This is a genomic window from Kosakonia sp. S42, assembly GCF_016624785.1.
GTDB lineage: Bacteria > Pseudomonadota > Gammaproteobacteria > Enterobacterales > Enterobacteriaceae > Kosakonia > Kosakonia cowanii.
In genome coordinates this window covers 1-13,707 of record NZ_JACVTW010000011.1, presented here as the reverse complement: position 1 = coordinate 13,707, position 13,707 = coordinate 1, and the positions used below count along the sequence as shown (strand labels likewise).

At 55.0% G+C, this 13,707-nt stretch carries 16 protein-coding genes; 14 read left to right on the top strand and 2 right to left on the bottom strand.

Annotated features, from left to right (window positions below; translation table 11 throughout):
* The gene (locus IAE50_RS14130) at window positions 1–1,491 is read left to right on the top strand and encodes a nicotinate phosphoribosyltransferase (protein ID WP_023482005.1); all 1,491 of its coding nucleotides are present in this window, start codon (window positions 1–3) and stop codon (window positions 1,489–1,491) included.
* Window positions 1,492–1,549: 58 nt separating this feature from the next.
* Here IAE50_RS14130 and IAE50_RS14125 read toward each other — a convergent pair whose 3' ends face one another.
* On the bottom strand, window positions 1,550–3,454 hold the full coding sequence (locus IAE50_RS14125) for an ABC transporter ATP-binding protein (protein ID WP_042716145.1): 1,905 nt from the start codon (window positions 3,452–3,454) through the stop codon (window positions 1,550–1,552).
* A gap of 179 nt (window positions 3,455–3,633) precedes the next feature.
* Between IAE50_RS14125 and kefG the strand changes: the two genes are divergently transcribed.
* The 4 genes from kefG to slyD all read left to right on the top strand — a co-directional run bounded on the left by kefG (window position 3,634) and on the right by slyD (window position 6,889).
* A complete protein-coding gene (kefG, locus tag IAE50_RS14120) occupies window positions 3,634–4,185 on the top strand; it encodes a glutathione-regulated potassium-efflux system ancillary protein KefG (RefSeq protein ID WP_042716144.1) in 552 nt (183 codons plus the stop codon).
* A complete protein-coding gene (gene kefB / locus IAE50_RS14115; protein WP_054804337.1) occupies window positions 4,185–5,990 on the top strand; it encodes a glutathione-regulated potassium-efflux system protein KefB in 1,806 nt (601 codons plus the stop codon). The genes kefG and kefB overlap by 1 nt, the downstream gene beginning before the upstream one ends.
* Window positions 5,991–6,000: 10 nt before the next feature.
* On the top strand, window positions 6,001–6,201 hold the full coding sequence (locus tag IAE50_RS14110; protein WP_023482007.1) for a YheV family putative zinc ribbon protein: 201 nt from the start codon (window positions 6,001–6,003) through the stop codon (window positions 6,199–6,201).
* 94 nt (window positions 6,202–6,295) lie between these two features.
* Complete coding sequence (gene slyD, locus IAE50_RS14105; RefSeq protein ID WP_023482004.1) at window positions 6,296–6,889, top strand: peptidylprolyl isomerase; 594 nt, start codon at window positions 6,296–6,298, stop codon at window positions 6,887–6,889.
* Window positions 6,890–6,999: 110 nt separating this feature from the next.
* Here the strand turns inward: slyD and IAE50_RS14100 are convergent, their stop codons facing one another.
* Window positions 7,000–7,218 (bottom strand): protein SlyX, encoded by a 219-nt coding sequence (locus tag IAE50_RS14100; RefSeq protein WP_023482131.1) that lies wholly within the window; start codon window positions 7,216–7,218, stop codon window positions 7,000–7,002.
* Window positions 7,219–7,447: 229 nt separating this feature from the next.
* Between IAE50_RS14100 and fkpA the strand changes: the two genes are divergently transcribed.
* The 9 genes from fkpA to IAE50_RS14055 all read left to right on the top strand — a co-directional run.
* Window positions 7,448–8,296 carry an FKBP-type peptidyl-prolyl cis-trans isomerase gene (gene fkpA, locus IAE50_RS14095; RefSeq protein WP_200580522.1) on the top strand — a complete coding sequence of 283 codons (849 nt, stop codon included), beginning with the start codon at window positions 7,448–7,450 and terminating at the stop codon, window positions 8,294–8,296.
* A 158-nt stretch (window positions 8,297–8,454) separates the two neighbouring features.
* Complete coding sequence (locus IAE50_RS14090; protein ID WP_023482043.1) at window positions 8,455–9,177, top strand: transcriptional regulator; 723 nt, start codon at window positions 8,455–8,457, stop codon at window positions 9,175–9,177.
* A complete protein-coding gene (gene tusD, locus IAE50_RS14085; protein ID WP_200580521.1) occupies window positions 9,177–9,563 on the top strand; it encodes a sulfurtransferase complex subunit TusD in 387 nt (128 codons plus the stop codon). Before IAE50_RS14090 ends, tusD begins: the two co-directional genes overlap by 1 nt.
* Window positions 9,563–9,922, top strand: a complete 360-nt coding sequence (gene tusC, locus IAE50_RS14080; RefSeq protein WP_200580520.1) for a sulfurtransferase complex subunit TusC — start codon at window positions 9,563–9,565, stop codon at window positions 9,920–9,922. The genes tusD and tusC overlap by 1 nt, the downstream gene beginning before the upstream one ends.
* Before the next feature lie 7 nt (window positions 9,923–9,929).
* Window positions 9,930–10,217, top strand: a complete 288-nt coding sequence (gene tusB / locus IAE50_RS14075) for a sulfurtransferase complex subunit TusB (RefSeq protein WP_200580519.1) — start codon at window positions 9,930–9,932, stop codon at window positions 10,215–10,217.
* Window positions 10,218–10,342: 125 nt separating this feature from the next.
* Window positions 10,343–10,717, top strand: a complete 375-nt coding sequence (gene rpsL, locus IAE50_RS14070; RefSeq protein ID WP_003023654.1) for a 30S ribosomal protein S12 — start codon at window positions 10,343–10,345, stop codon at window positions 10,715–10,717.
* Between the two features lie 96 nt (window positions 10,718–10,813).
* Window positions 10,814–11,284, top strand: a complete 471-nt coding sequence (gene rpsG / locus IAE50_RS14065) for a 30S ribosomal protein S7 (RefSeq protein WP_007369802.1) — start codon at window positions 10,814–10,816, stop codon at window positions 11,282–11,284.
* A gap of 100 nt (window positions 11,285–11,384) precedes the next feature.
* Entirely contained in the window at window positions 11,385–13,499 is a 2,115-nt protein-coding gene (gene fusA, locus IAE50_RS14060) for an elongation factor G (protein ID WP_023481958.1), read from the top strand.
* 70 nt (window positions 13,500–13,569) lie between these two features.
* On the top strand, window positions 13,570–13,707 hold a 138-nt coding region (locus IAE50_RS14055), incomplete at its 3' end, for a GTP-binding protein (RefSeq protein ID WP_023204020.1).

The window sequence follows — 13,707 nt, the reverse complement described above, 5'->3', positions numbered from 1 at the left end:
ATGAAACTGAATCCGATTCTCGCCATCGACGGCTATAAAGTGTCGCACCGCGTGCAGTATCCGCAGGGCACAACAAAGGTTTACTCCAACTTCACGCCGCGCAGCGACCGCTTTTTCCAGTCTCCGGTTGCCGACGGCAAGCTGGTCTTCTTCGGCCTGCAGGGTTTCCTGAAATGGTTTATGGTCGATCTCTTCAACGACGCCTTCTTTGCCCGCCCGGAAGAGGAGGTGGTGAATGAGTACAAAGAGGTGATGGACAGCTACCTCGGTAAGGATAGCGTGGCGGTCGATCATATCCGTGACCTGCACCGTTTAGGCTACTTGCCGCTGCACATCAAATCGCTGGATGAGGGGAGCAAAGTGCCGATGAAGGTGCCGGTACTGACCATCACCAACACCCGTGAGGAGTTCTTCTGGCTGGTGAACTACCTGGAAACGGTGCTCTCCGCCGAATTGTGGAAAGCCTCGACTAACGCCACCATCGCGCACCACTACCGCAAAATTTGTGAGCAGTGGGCAGCGAAAACCTGTAGCGACCTCTCGCACCTGGATTTCCAGTGCCACGACTTCTCATTCCGCGGCATGGCGGGTCTGCACGATACCGCGCAGGCAGGCGCGGGTCACCTGCTGAGCTTTAAAGGCACCGACAGCATCCCTTCGCTGCTCTATGCCCGCGATTTCTATACCGGAGGCGAGGAGTACTTTATCGGCGCAAGCATTCCGGCGACCGAGCACAGCGTAATGTGTATGGGCGAGCATGAGCATGAAATTGAGACCTTCCGACGCCTGATTGCCGATATCTATCCGCAGGGCTTTGTCTCTATCGTCTCCGATACCTGGGATTACTGGCGCGTGATCACCGAGTATACCCGCGAGCTGAAATCGCTGATTCTGGGACGTGAAGGACGCGTCGTTTTCCGCCCGGACAGCGGCGACCCGGTTGAGATCCTTTGCGGCACCGGCGCAGATGACGACACGCGCGCCGATCGCAGCCCGGAGGAGAAAGGTTCCGTTGAAGTGCTGTGGGAGATTTTCGGCGGCACCGTTAACGAGAAGGGTTACAAGGTGCTGGATCCGCATGTCGGCCTGATTTATGGCGACTCAATTACGCTGGCCCGCGCCAATCAAATTCTCGCGCGGCTGGAAGCCAAAGGTTTCGCCAGCTCCAACGTGGTCTTTGGCGTCGGCTCTTTTACCTACCAGTACAACACCCGTGACACCTTCGGCTTTGCGATGAAGGCGACCTGGGGCGCGGTGAATGGCGAAGGACGGATGATCTTTAAAGAGCCGAAAACGGATAACGGCCTGAAACGCTCAGCGCGCGGTCTGTTGCGGGTTGAGCGCGATGCGCAGGGCGAACTGCAACTGCACGATGAGCAAAGCTGGGAGCAGGAGCAGGGCGGGGAACTGAAAACCCGTTTCCTTGACGGCAAGCTGTACGACACCGAGCACTTTGAGACCATTCGCCAGCGCCTGGCTAACCAGCGTTAAACCCTGAATGGCGGTACGGCTGTACCGCCATCAACTTTACCGCTTACGGCGAAGAGTGTTACTCCGCTGTAAGCATCGCCTCAAGCTGTTCCTGCGCGTCAAGCCACGCCATTTCACACTCTTCAAGTCCCGCTTTCGCCGTCGCCTGCTGTTGCAGACAGGTGGTCAGCTCCGCTTTACGGCTCTGATCGTACAGGCCGCTGTCACTAAGCTTCTCTTCCGCGTTGGCCAGTTGCGCATTGAGCTTCTCCATCTCCTTTTCCAGACGGGCAATCTCTTTACGCAGCGGCTGTGTTTGCGTGCGCAGCTCCGCTTCTCGACGCTTCTGATCTTTACGCGCCTGAGCGCTGTTGCCATTCTCTTTTGCCGCATCCGTCGGCTGGCTCTCCTGCTTCTGCACGTCACTCAGCCATTGCTGGTAATCATCCAGATCGCCATCGAACGGCTCCACTTTGCCATCGTGGACCAGGTAGAGATCGTCGGTGGTCGAGCGCAAAAGGTGACGGTCGTGCGACACCACTACCAGCGCGCCTTCGAACTCAATCAGCGCATCGGTGAGTGCCTGGCGCATATCGAGATCGAGGTGGTTAGTTGGTTCATCGAGCAGCAGCAGGTTCGGGCGCTGCCAGACGATTAACGCCAGCACCAGCCGCGCTTTTTCGCCGCCGGAGAAGCGCTCTGTTGCTTCGGTGACCTTATCGCCCTGGAAGCCGAAGCCGCCCAGGTAATCACGCAGCTTCTGCTCCAGCTCTTGCGGGGCCAGGCGCGCCAGATGCTGCAATGGCGATTCGTCAGCGCGTAAGAATTCCAGCTGATGCTGGGCGAAGTAACCAAGTTTGATCCCCTTCGCCAGGCCGATTTCGCCACTCTGCGCCGCCAGCTCGCCCGCCAGCAGTTTGATCAGCGTCGATTTACCGGCGCCGTTACGCCCCAGCAGACCGATGCGCGAGCCAGGCACCAGGTTGAGTTTGATGGCGTTCAGAATGGTGCGATCGCCATAACCGGCGCTCACCTTCTCCATCTTCAGGATCGGATTGGGCAGGCTTTCCGGCGCGCGGAAGCTGAAGTGGAACGGGTTATCAACGTGCGCGGGGGCAATCAGCTCCATGCGCTCCAGCATCTTGATGCGGCTTTGTGCCTGCTTCGCTTTACTCGCTTTCGCTTTAAAGCGATCGATAAAGCTTTGCAGATGAGCAACGCGCTGCTGCTGGCCTTCATAGGTAGCCTGCTGCTGCGCAAGCCGCGTAGCGCGCTGGCGCTCAAACGAGCTGTAGTTGCCGGTGTATTCAAACATTGATTGCTGCTCAATATGCAGGATCTTATCGACTACCGGATCGAGAAAATCGCGGTCGTGCGAGATAAGGATCAGCGTGCCCGGATAGTTCTTCAGCCACTTCTCCAGCCAGATAACGGCATCGAGATCGAGGTGGTTGGTCGGTTCATCAAGCAGCAGTAAATCGGAGCGGCAAATCAGCGCCTGCGCGAGGTTTAAACGCATACGCCAGCCACCGGAGAAGGCGCTGACCGGGCGGTCGAGCTGCTCGTTAGAGAAGCCTAAACCGTGCAGCAGGCTGGCAGCGCGGGAGCGCACCGTCCAGGCATCGATAGCGTCGAGCTTGCCGTGTACCGTGGCGATGGCATTGCCGTCGTTGCGCTCGTTGGCAGCATTAAGCGCCGCTTCCAGCTGGCGATATTCACGATCGCCGTCTATCACATAATCTATCGCCGCTTCGTCCAGCGCCGGTGTTTCCTGGTTGACCCACGCTAGTTGCCAGGTGCCGGGAAAAGTGGCACTGCCGCCATCAGCGCTTATCTCGTTTTTCAACAGCGCGAGCAGGGTCGATTTGCCGCAGCCGTTTTTACCCACCAGGCCCACTTTCTGGCCCGGATTGATGGTGGCTGTGGCGTTGTCCAACAGGACACGCACGCCGCGACGAATTTGTAACGAGGAGAAAACAATCATAAGACGCCGTATGTTCAGACTATGTTAATTTGTCTTTATGGTAATGTAAGGCCACGGCGAAATGCCGCACCGGGGCCGCAATGTTAGCCCAAAATGAAGACGATAGACAAAAGCATTCTGGCCACGCCGCAGGGCGCTGGTTTGCAGAGAAGAGAGAATTTAGACCCGGGAGGGGAGTGATGTCGCAGACAGCAAAAGTGTTGCTGATCTATGCCCATCCGGAATCACAGGACTCGGTGGCGAACCGGGTTTTGCTTAAGCCGGCCACGCAACTGGAGAATGTAACGGTGCACGATCTTTACGCCCGTTACCCCGATTTTTTTATTGATATTCCCTATGAACAGGCGTTATTGCGCGAGCATGACGTTATCGTTTTTCAACATCCCCTTTATACCTACAGTTGTCCGGCACTGCTGAAAGAGTGGCTTGATCGTGTGTTGAGCCGCGGCTTTGCCAGCGGAGCAGGCGGGAATGAACTGGCGGGAAAGTACTGGCGTAGCGTGATCACCACCGGTGAGCCGGAGGCGGCTTATCGCCATGATGGTCTCAACCGCTACTCCCTCAACGATGTTTTACGCCCCTTTGAGTTGACCGCCGCGATGTGTCGCATGCACTGGCTCAGCCCAATTATCATCTACTGGGCACGTCGGCAGACGCCGCAGGAGCTGGCGCACCACGCCAAAGCCTACGGTGACTGGCTGGCTTCGCCGCTGCCGCCGGGAGGCCGTTAATGGAAGGTTCCGCACTCTTACTGGCCGGCGTGCTATTCCTCTTCGCGGCGGTAGTCGCTGTGCCGCTGGCCGCACGTTTAGGAATTGGCGCCGTGCTCGGCTACCTGTTAGCGGGTATCGCCATTGGCCCATGGGGACTCGGGTTTATCAGCGATGTTGATGAGATCCTCCACTTCTCAGAGCTGGGCGTGGTGTTCCTGATGTTCATCATTGGGCTCGAACTTAACCCCTCGAAATTGTGGGAGCTGCGTCGCTCTATTTTTGGTGTCGGTGCGGCGCAGGTACTGTTAAGTGCGGCGATCCTCGCAGGCCTGTTAATGCTGACGCAATTCTCCTGGCAGGCGGCGTTAATTGGCGGTATTGGTCTTGCAATGTCATCCACCGCGATGGCGCTGCAACTGATGCGCGACAAAGGGATGAACCGCAGCGAGTCCGGCCAGCTCGGTTTCTCAGTGCTGCTGTTCCAGGATCTGGCGGTGATCCCAGCGCTGGCGCTGGTACCGCTACTGGCGGGCAACGGCGACGATCATCTCGACTGGATGAAGGTGGGCATGAAGGTGCTGGCCTTTGCCGGGATGTTGATTGGTGGGCGTTACCTGCTGCGCCCGGTGTTTCGTTTTATCGCCGCTTCCGGCGTGCGCGAGGTCTTTACCGCCGCGACGCTGCTGCTGGTGCTCGGGTCAGCGCTGTTTATGGATGCCCTCGGCCTGTCGATGGCGCTCGGCACCTTTATCGCCGGCATTCTGCTGGCGGAGAGCGAATACCGCCACGAGCTTGAGATTGCCATTGAGCCGTTTAAAGGGCTGCTGTTGGGGCTGTTCTTTATTTCGGTGGGCATGGCGCTGAACCTCGGCGTGCTCTATACCCATCTATTGTGGGTCGTGATGAGCGTTGCGGTGCTGGTGGCCGTAAAATCGCTGGTGCTGTACGGGCTGGCGCGCATTTACGGTTTGCGTAGCTCAGAGCGGATGCAGTTTGCCGGGGTGTTGAGCCAGGGCGGCGAGTTTGCTTTTGTGCTCTTCTCCACCGCCTCCTCGCAGCGGCTGTTTAAAGACGATCAGATGGCGCTGCTGCTGGTAACCGTCACGCTGTCGATGATGACCACGCCGCTGCTGATGCGCGCCATTGATAAGCTGCTCTCCCGGCGCTTCAACAAGCCGGAGGATGAAGATGAAGCGCCGTGGGTTGATGATGATAAGCCGCAGGTGATTGTCGTCGGCTTTGGTCGCTTCGGGCAGGTGATTGGCCGTTTGCTGATGGCGAACGAAATGCGTATCACCGTGCTGGAGCGCGATATCAGCGCCGTGAATCTGATGCGTAAATATGGCTACAAAGTCTATTACGGTGATGCGACGCAGCTTGAGCTGCTGCGTTCGGCAGGTGCGGAGGCCGCACAATCGATCGTCATTACCTGTAACGATCCGGTCGATACCATGAAGCTGGTGGAGCTTTGCCAGCAGCACTTCCCCCACCTGGCGATTCTGGCGCGGGCGCGGGGACGTGTCGAAGCCCATGAACTGTTGCAGGCGGGCGTAACACAGTTCTCGCGCGAAACCTTCTCCAGTGCGCTGGAGTTGGGGCGTAAAGCGCTGATTTCACTGGGTATGCATCCGCATCAGGCGCAGCGAGCGCAGTTGCACTTCAGACGGCTCGATATGCGCATGCTGCGTGAGCTGATGCCGGTGCATACCGATACGGTACAAATTTCCCGCGTACGTGAAGCGCGCCGCGAGCTGGAAGAAATTTTCCAGCGTGAGATGCAGCAAGAGCGGCGTCAACTTGACGGCTGGGATGAGTTTGAATAAGGGGAGTCGAATGGCTGTTCGTAAACGTTTTATCGCTGGCGCGACCTGCCCGTCGTGCCAGGCGAAAGACTCAATGGCGATGTGGCGCGAAAATAACGTCGATATTGTTGAGTGTGTTAAGTGCGGGCATCAGATGCGCGAAGCGGATAAAGAAGCGCGCGATCATGTTCGCAAAGATGAGCAAGTTATCGGGATTTTTCATCCGGACTAGCGATATCAGGCAGGATTTTTTAAGCTTAAGGGTACACGGGTGCAGAATTCCGTTACAATCTGCGCCAGTAATTTTCCCACGCTCAGGAGATATCATGAAAGTAGCAAAAGACCTGGTGGTCAGCCTGGCCTATCAGGTACGTACAGAAGACGGTGTATTGGTTGATGAGTCTCCGGTGAGTGCACCGCTGGACTACCTGCACGGTCACGGCTCCCTGATCTCCGGTCTGGAAAACGCGCTGGACGGTCATGAAGTCGGCGACAAATTCGATGTGGCTGTTGGCGCGAACGACGCTTACGGTCAGTACGACGAGAACCTGGTGCAGCGCGTTCCGAAAGACGTCTTCATGGGCGTTGACGAACTGCAGGTTGGCATGCGCTTCCTGGCTGAAACTGACCAGGGCCCGGTGCCGGTTGAGATTACCGAAGTGGAAGATGACCACGTAGTGGTTGATGGTAACCACATGCTGGCGGGTCAGAACCTGAAGTTCAACGTCGAAGTTGTCGCGATTCGCGAAGCAACCGAAGAAGAGCTGGCGCACGGCCACGTTCATGGCCCGCATGGTCACGATCATGACCACGACCACGGTCACGACGGCTGCTGCGGCGGTCACGGCCACGATCACGACCATGGTCACGATCACGGCGGTAAAGGTGGTTGCGGTAACGGCGGTTGCGGCTGCCATTAATCATACCCGTCGTCTTTCGCGCCGCAGGTGCGTTGGCTAAGGTATCGAGAAGCCCGGTAAGCGTCAGCCGACCGGGCACAAAAAGCGGGGAGACCCGCTTTTTTTACGTCTTAATAATGGGGCGGGGGTGTCTCTTCCGACGGGGACGCCAGATGTGAAGGCTGGCTGGCTTTCACTTTCTCCACCAGCAAACGCAGATGTTCGCGCAGCTTCGCCATTTCCAGCTCATGAGCCACCACCGTCTGGTTTAGCTCTTCAATGGTCATCTCCTGAAAAGCCAGTCGACTCTCCAGTTCAGCCAGTCGCGCTTCTATCGATAACTCTTGCATCTTTTCACCTCCGGGTAATATCCGGGTCGATTGGGGTAATCGGGCGGATTTTACTTAACTTTGCGCGAAGGTACAGCCTTCATGCAGAAACTTATTTAAACAAAAATAGTCACAGATCGGGTGAATTCGGGCAGAGTCCTTATGTTGATTTCCGCCGCAACACTTTATAGTACGCTTCTTACTTTATGTTTAACCCTGGGGCGAGATGCCCCGGTCCCTGGAGAAATGGATGAAATCACTGTTTAAAGTCACGCTGCTGGCGACCACCATGGCTGTAGCCCTTCATGCACCGCTCACCTTAGCTGCTGATGCCGCAACCAAAGACAAAACTGCTGCAACTGACAGCAAATCGGCATTCAAAAACGACGACCAGAAATCAGCTTACGCGCTGGGCGCCTCACTGGGCCGTTACATGGAAAACTCCCTGAAAGAGCAGGAAAAGCTGGGCATCAAACTGGATAAAGACCAGCTGATCGCCGGCGTTCAGGACGCTTTTGCTGATAAGAGCAAGCTGAGTGACCAGGAGATCGAGCAGACTCTGCAGGCGTTTGAAACTCGCGTGAAAACTGCCGCTCAGGATCGCATGGAAAAAGACGCGACTGAAAACGAAACCAAAGGTAAAGCCTTCCGTGACGCCTTCGCAAAAGAGAAGGGCGTGAAAACCTCCAGCACCGGTCTGCTCTACAAAGTAGAGAAAGCGGGTACCGGCGATGCGCCGAAAGATAGCGACACTGTGGTTGTAAACTACAAAGGTACGCTGATTGACGGTAAAGAGTTCGACAACTCTTACACCCGTGGCGAACCGCTCTCCTTCCGTCTTGATGGTGTCATCCCGGGCTGGACCGAAGGCCTGAAAAACATCAAGAAAGGCGGCAAAATCAAGCTGGTGATCCCGCCGGCTCTGGCTTACGGTAAAACCGGCGTACCGGGTATTCCGGCAAACTCCACGCTGGTGTTCGAGGTTGAGCTGCTGGATATCAAACCGGCACCGAAAGCGGACGCAGCAGCGCCGGAAGCGGCTCCAGCCGCAGGCGATAAAGCGGATGATGCAAAAGACGCACCCGCTGCGAAGAAGTAAAAGTGTGAAACGCGCCGCCTCAGAGCGGCGTTTTTTTTGCATCGCGGATATAATTCTGGAAAGCATAACCTACGATGTATTAATTTATATCCCCCTGCAAATACTGAGCCTGCCCTGAAAACTTAACGACAGGCTCCTGAAAAGGAGTGTTTTTTTTCATGTCCAGGTCGCTATTAACCAACGAAACCAGTGAGCTTGACCTCCTGGATCAACGTCCTTTCGATCAGACCGACTTCGATATCCTCAAATCCTACGAAGCGGTAGTGGACGGGTTAGCGATGCTCATTGGTTCGCACTGCGAAATCGTGTTGCACTCTTTACAGGATCTCAAATGCTCGGCCATCCGCATCGCTAACGGCGAGCACACCGGGCGTAAAATCGGCTCGCCGATTACCGATCTCGCGCTGCGTATGCTGCACGATATGACCGGTGCCGACAGCAGCGTGTCGAAGTGCTACTTCACTCGTGCGAAAAGCGGCGTACTGATGAAGTCGGTGACGATTGCTATCCGCAACCGCGATCACCGGGTGATTGGTCTGCTCTGCATCAACATGAATCTGGATGTACCCTTCTCGCAGATCATGAGTACTTTTGTTCCACCGGAAACACCGGATGTTGGCTCCTCGGTTAACTTCGCCTCGTCTGTTGAAGACCTGGTGATGCAAACTCTCGAGTTCACCATTGAAGAGGTGAACGCCGACCGCAACGTCTCTAACAACGCCAAAAATCGCCAGATCGTCCTCAACCTCTACGAGAAGGGCATCTTTGATATCAAAGACGCCATTAATCAGGTGGCCGACCGCCTGAATATCTCCAAGCACACGGTCTACCTCTACATTCGCCAGTTCAAAAGCGGCGATTTCTCAGGGCAAGGGCATTAATGCGTTTTGCGTTGATGGTGACCGGCCCGGCCTATGGCACGCAGCAGGCAAGCAGCGCGTATCAGTTCGCGCTTGCCCTACTGGAAGCGGGACATACGCTTGCGAGCGTCTTTTTTTATCGGGAAGGCGTGAGTAACGCGAACGCGTTGACTGCGCCCGCCAGCGATGAGTTTGATCTTGTGCGCGCCTGGCAGCGTTTGCATGCTGAGCAGCAGGTTGAGTTGCACATCTGCGTGGCCGCGGCGCTGCGCCGTGGCGTGGTTGATGAGAGCGAGGCCGCACGGCTGGAGTTAACGGGGGCTAATCTGCAGGCGGGGTTTGCACTTACCGGTCTGGGCGCGCTGGCGGAAGCGGCGCTGACCTGTGACAGAGTGGTGCAGTTCTGATGAAGCGAATCGCCTTTGTTTTCTCCTCCGCACCGCACGGCTCCTCTGCCGGGCGTGAAGGGCTGGACGCAGTACTGGCCACCTCCGCCTTAACAGAAGAGATTGGCCTCTTTTTTATCGGCGATGGCGTGCTGCAACTGTTGGCAAACCAGCAGCCGGGCAAGATCCTGGCGCGCGACTATATCGCGACTTTTAAAGTATTGCCGCTGTACGATGTTGAAGAGGTCTGGCTCTGCGCCGCTTCTCTGCGTGAAAGAGGTCTGGACGAGGATGCGGCGTTTGTCTTACCTGCTCAGCGTCTGGAGCCGGACGCGCTGCGTGAGCAGCTTGAGCAGTACACCGTCGTGCTCAATTTTTGAGGCCTTTATGCTGCTGACTCTATCCCGCTCACCCTGGCACTGCGATATGACGGCGCTGCTGCGCGTCCTGCGCCCCGGTGACGATCTGTTATTGCTCTCTGACGGTGTGCTGGCCGCCCTTAACGGTTCGCCGTTCATTGAATTACTGCTTATTGCCCCCATAACTCTGCATGTGCTGAAAGACGATGTTGACGCGCGTGGTCTCTCTGCTCAAATTTCGAGCAGCGCCGTCAGCGTTAGCTATACTGATTTCGTTAGCCTGGCGGTGAAAAACGCCGTTCAGCTGAATTGGTAATGCAGGGATCGCTGTATATTTCTTGACACCTTTTAAGCACAGCCATAAAATTCTGCGTCCTCATATTATATGAGGCCGTTTTATTACGTGTTTACGAAGCAAAAGCTAAAACCAGGAGCTATTTAATGGCAACAGTTAACCAGCTGGTACGCAAACCACGCGCCCGCAAAGTTGCGAAAAGCAACGTGCCGGCGCTGGAAGCATGCCCGCAAAAACGTGGCGTATGTACTCGTGTATATACCACCACCCCTAAAAAACCGAACTCCGCACTGCGTAAAGTTTGCCGTGTTCGTTTAACCAACGGTTTCGAAGTGACTTCCTACATTGGTGGTGAAGGTCACAACCTGCAGGAGCACTCCGTGATCCTGATCCGTGGCGGTCGTGTTAAAGACCTTCCGGGTGTTCGTTACCATACCGTTCGTGGCGCGCTTGACTGCTCTGGTGTTAAAGACCGTAAGCAATCTCGCTCCAAGTACGGCGTGAAACGTCCTAAGGCTTAATGGTTCTCCGTTAAGTAAGGCCAAACTGTTTTAACTTAATGTCACACTAAACTCTTAGAGTTTTGGACAATCCTGAATTAACAACGGAGTATTTCCATGCCACGTCGTCGTGTTATTGGTCAGCGTAAAATTCTGCCGGATCCTAAGTTCGGATCAGAACTGCTGGCTAAATTTGTAAATATCCTGATGGTAGACGGTAAAAAATCTACTGCAGAAGCAATCGTATACAGCGCGCTGGAGACCCTGGCTCAGCGCTCTGGTAAAAATGAACTGGAAGCTTTCGAAGTAGCTCTCGAAAACGTGCGCCCGACTGTCGAAGTTAAGTCTCGCCGCGTTGGTGGTTCTACTTATCAGGTTCCGGTTGAAGTTCGTCCGGTTCGTCGTAATGCTCTGGCAATGCGTTGGATCGTTGAAGCTGCTCGTAAACGCGGTGATAAATCCATGGCTCTGCGCCTGGCGAACGAACTTTCCGATGCTGCAGACAACAAAGGTACTGCAGTTAAGAAACGTGAAGACGTTCACCGTATGGCCGAAGCCAACAAGGCGTTCGCACACTACCGTTGGTAATCCCTTCGGAGTTCTAGTCAACTGGCGGGCGCTTCAAGTAAGTCGCCCGCCGTTTGGCAACTTAATTCTGAACGCCTAAAAGACACAAACGAGGAATCAAATGGCTCGTACAACACCCATCGCACGCTACCGCAACATTGGTATCAGTGCGCACATCGACGCCGGTAAAACCACCACTACCGAACGTATTCTGTTCTACACCGGTGTAAACCACAAAATCGGTGAAGTTCACGACGGCGCCGCAACCATGGACTGGATGGAGCAGGAGCAGGAGCGTGGTATCACCATTACCTCTGCAGCGACTACTGCATTCTGGTCTGGTATGGCGAAGCAGTATGAACCGCATCGCGTAAACATCATCGACACCCCGGGGCACGTTGACTTCACCATCGAAGTAGAACGTTCCATGCGTGTACTGGATGGTGCGGTAATGGTTTACTGTGCCGTTGGTGGTGTTCAGCCACAGTCTGAAACCGTATGGCGTCAGGCTAACAAATATAAAGTTCCGCGCATCGCGTTCGTTAACAAAATGGACCGCATGGGCGCTAACTTCCTGAAAGTTGTTGATCAGATCAAAACCCGTCTGGGCGCGAACCCGGTTCCGCTGCAGCTGGCAATTGGCGCTGAAGAAGGTTTCACCGGTGTTGTTGACCTGGTGAAAATGAAAGCGATCAACTGGAACGATGCTGACCAGGGCGTTACCTTCGTTTACGAAGATATCCCGGCTGAGATGCAGGACCTGGCTGACGAATGGCACCAGAACCTGATCGAATCTGCGGCAGAAGCTTCAGAAGAGCTGATGGAGAAATACCTGGGTGGTGAAGACCTGACTGAAGAAGAGATCAAAACTGCTCTTCGTCAGCGTGTTCTGAACAACGAAATCATCCTGGTAACCTGTGGTTCTGCGTTTAAGAACAAAGGCGTTCAGGCGATGCTGGATGCGGTAATTGATTACCTGCCGTCCCCGACTGACGTTCCTGCGATCAACGGTATGCTGGACGATGGTAAAGATACCCCGGCCGAGCGTCACGCAAGCGACGAAGAGCCGTTCTCTGCACTGGCGTTCAAAATCGCAACTGACCCGTTCGTAGGTAACCTGACCTTCTTCCGCGTTTACTCCGGTGTGGTTAACTCTGGTGATACCGTACTGAACTCCGTGAAATCTGCACGTGAGCGTTTCGGTCGTATCGTTCAGATGCACGCTAACAAACGTGAAGAGATCAAAGAAGTTCGCGCGGGCGATATCGCTGCAGCGATCGGTCTGAAAGACGTGATCACCGGTGACACCCTGTGTGATCCGGACAACCCGATCATTCTGGAGCGTATGGAATTCCCGGAGCCGGTAATCTCCATCGCTGTAGAACCGAAAACCAAAGCTGACCAGGAAAAAATGGGTCTGGCTCTGGGCCGTCTGGCTAAAGAAGACCCGTCTTTCCGCGTATGGACTGACGAAGAATCTAACCAGACCATCATCGCTGGTATGGGCGAACTGCACCTCGACATCATCGTTGACCGTATGAAGCGTGAGTTCAACGTTGAAGCTAACGTGGGTAAACCTCAGGTTGCTTACCGCGAAGCGATTCGCGCGAAAGTTACCGATATCGAAGGTAAACACGCTAAGCAGTCTGGTGGTCGCGGTCAGTACGGTCATGTTGTTATCGACATGTACCCGCTGGAGCCGGGCTCTAACCCGAAAGGTTACGAGTTCATCAACGACATCAAAGGTGGTGTAATTCCTGGCGAATACATCCCTGCCGTTGATAAAGGCATCCAGGAGCAGCTGAAGTCTGGTCCGCTGGCTGGTTACCCGGTAGTTGATCTGGGCGTGCGTCTGCACTTCGGTTCTTACCACGACGTTGACTCCTCTGAACTGGCGTTTAAACTGGCTGCGTCTATTGCCTTTAAAGATGGCTTTAAGAAAGCGAAACCAGTTCTGCTTGAGCCGATCATGAAGGTTGAAGTAGAGACTCCGGAAGAGAACACCGGTGACGTTATCGGTGACTTGAGCCGTCGTCGCGGCATGCTGCGCGGTCAGGAATCTGAAGTTACTGGCGTTAAGATCCACGCTGAAGTTCCGCTGTCTGAAATGTTCGGATATGCAACTCAGCTGCGTTCTCTGACCAAAGGTCGTGCATCATATACCATGGAATTCCTGAAGTATGATGATGCGCCGAACAACGTTGCTCAGGCCGTAATTGAAGCCCGTGGTAAATAAGCCGCAGGGTTAAAACCAAAGTCCCGTGCTCTCTCCATTGAGGGAGAGCACTATAGTAAGGAATAAAGCCGTGTCTAAAGAAAAATTTGAACGTACAAAACCGCACGTCAACGTCGGCACAATCGGCCACGTTGACCATGGTAAAACTACTCTGACCGCTGCAATCACTACCGTACTGGCTAAGACCTACGGCGGTGCTGCTCGCGCA

What these genes read in the sequence shown, in the direction of transcription:
- IAE50_RS14130 (WP_023482005.1), top strand. Translation starts at nt 1, where the DNA reads ATGAAACTGAATCCGATTCTCGCCATCGACGGCTATAAAGTGTCGCAC.
- IAE50_RS14125 (WP_042716145.1), bottom strand. Translation starts at nt 3,454, where the DNA reads ATGATTGTTTTCTCCTCGTTACAAATTCGTCGCGGCGTGCGTGTCCTG.
- kefG (WP_042716144.1), top strand. Translation starts at nt 3,634, where the DNA reads ATGTCGCAGACAGCAAAAGTGTTGCTGATCTATGCCCATCCGGAATCA.
- kefB (WP_054804337.1), top strand. Translation starts at nt 4,185, where the DNA reads ATGGAAGGTTCCGCACTCTTACTGGCCGGCGTGCTATTCCTCTTCGCG.
- IAE50_RS14110 (WP_023482007.1), top strand. Translation starts at nt 6,001, where the DNA reads ATGGCTGTTCGTAAACGTTTTATCGCTGGCGCGACCTGCCCGTCGTGC.
- slyD (WP_023482004.1), top strand. Translation starts at nt 6,296, where the DNA reads ATGAAAGTAGCAAAAGACCTGGTGGTCAGCCTGGCCTATCAGGTACGT.
- IAE50_RS14100 (WP_023482131.1), bottom strand. Translation starts at nt 7,218, where the DNA reads ATGCAAGAGTTATCGATAGAAGCGCGACTGGCTGAACTGGAGAGTCGA.
- fkpA (WP_200580522.1), top strand. Translation starts at nt 7,448, where the DNA reads ATGAAATCACTGTTTAAAGTCACGCTGCTGGCGACCACCATGGCTGTA.
- IAE50_RS14090 (WP_023482043.1), top strand. Translation starts at nt 8,455, where the DNA reads ATGTCCAGGTCGCTATTAACCAACGAAACCAGTGAGCTTGACCTCCTG.
- tusD (WP_200580521.1), top strand. Translation starts at nt 9,177, where the DNA reads ATGCGTTTTGCGTTGATGGTGACCGGCCCGGCCTATGGCACGCAGCAG.
- tusC (WP_200580520.1), top strand. Translation starts at nt 9,563, where the DNA reads ATGAAGCGAATCGCCTTTGTTTTCTCCTCCGCACCGCACGGCTCCTCT.
- tusB (WP_200580519.1), top strand. Translation starts at nt 9,930, where the DNA reads ATGCTGCTGACTCTATCCCGCTCACCCTGGCACTGCGATATGACGGCG.
- rpsL (WP_003023654.1), top strand. Translation starts at nt 10,343, where the DNA reads ATGGCAACAGTTAACCAGCTGGTACGCAAACCACGCGCCCGCAAAGTT.
- rpsG (WP_007369802.1), top strand. Translation starts at nt 10,814, where the DNA reads ATGCCACGTCGTCGTGTTATTGGTCAGCGTAAAATTCTGCCGGATCCT.
- fusA (WP_023481958.1), top strand. Translation starts at nt 11,385, where the DNA reads ATGGCTCGTACAACACCCATCGCACGCTACCGCAACATTGGTATCAGT.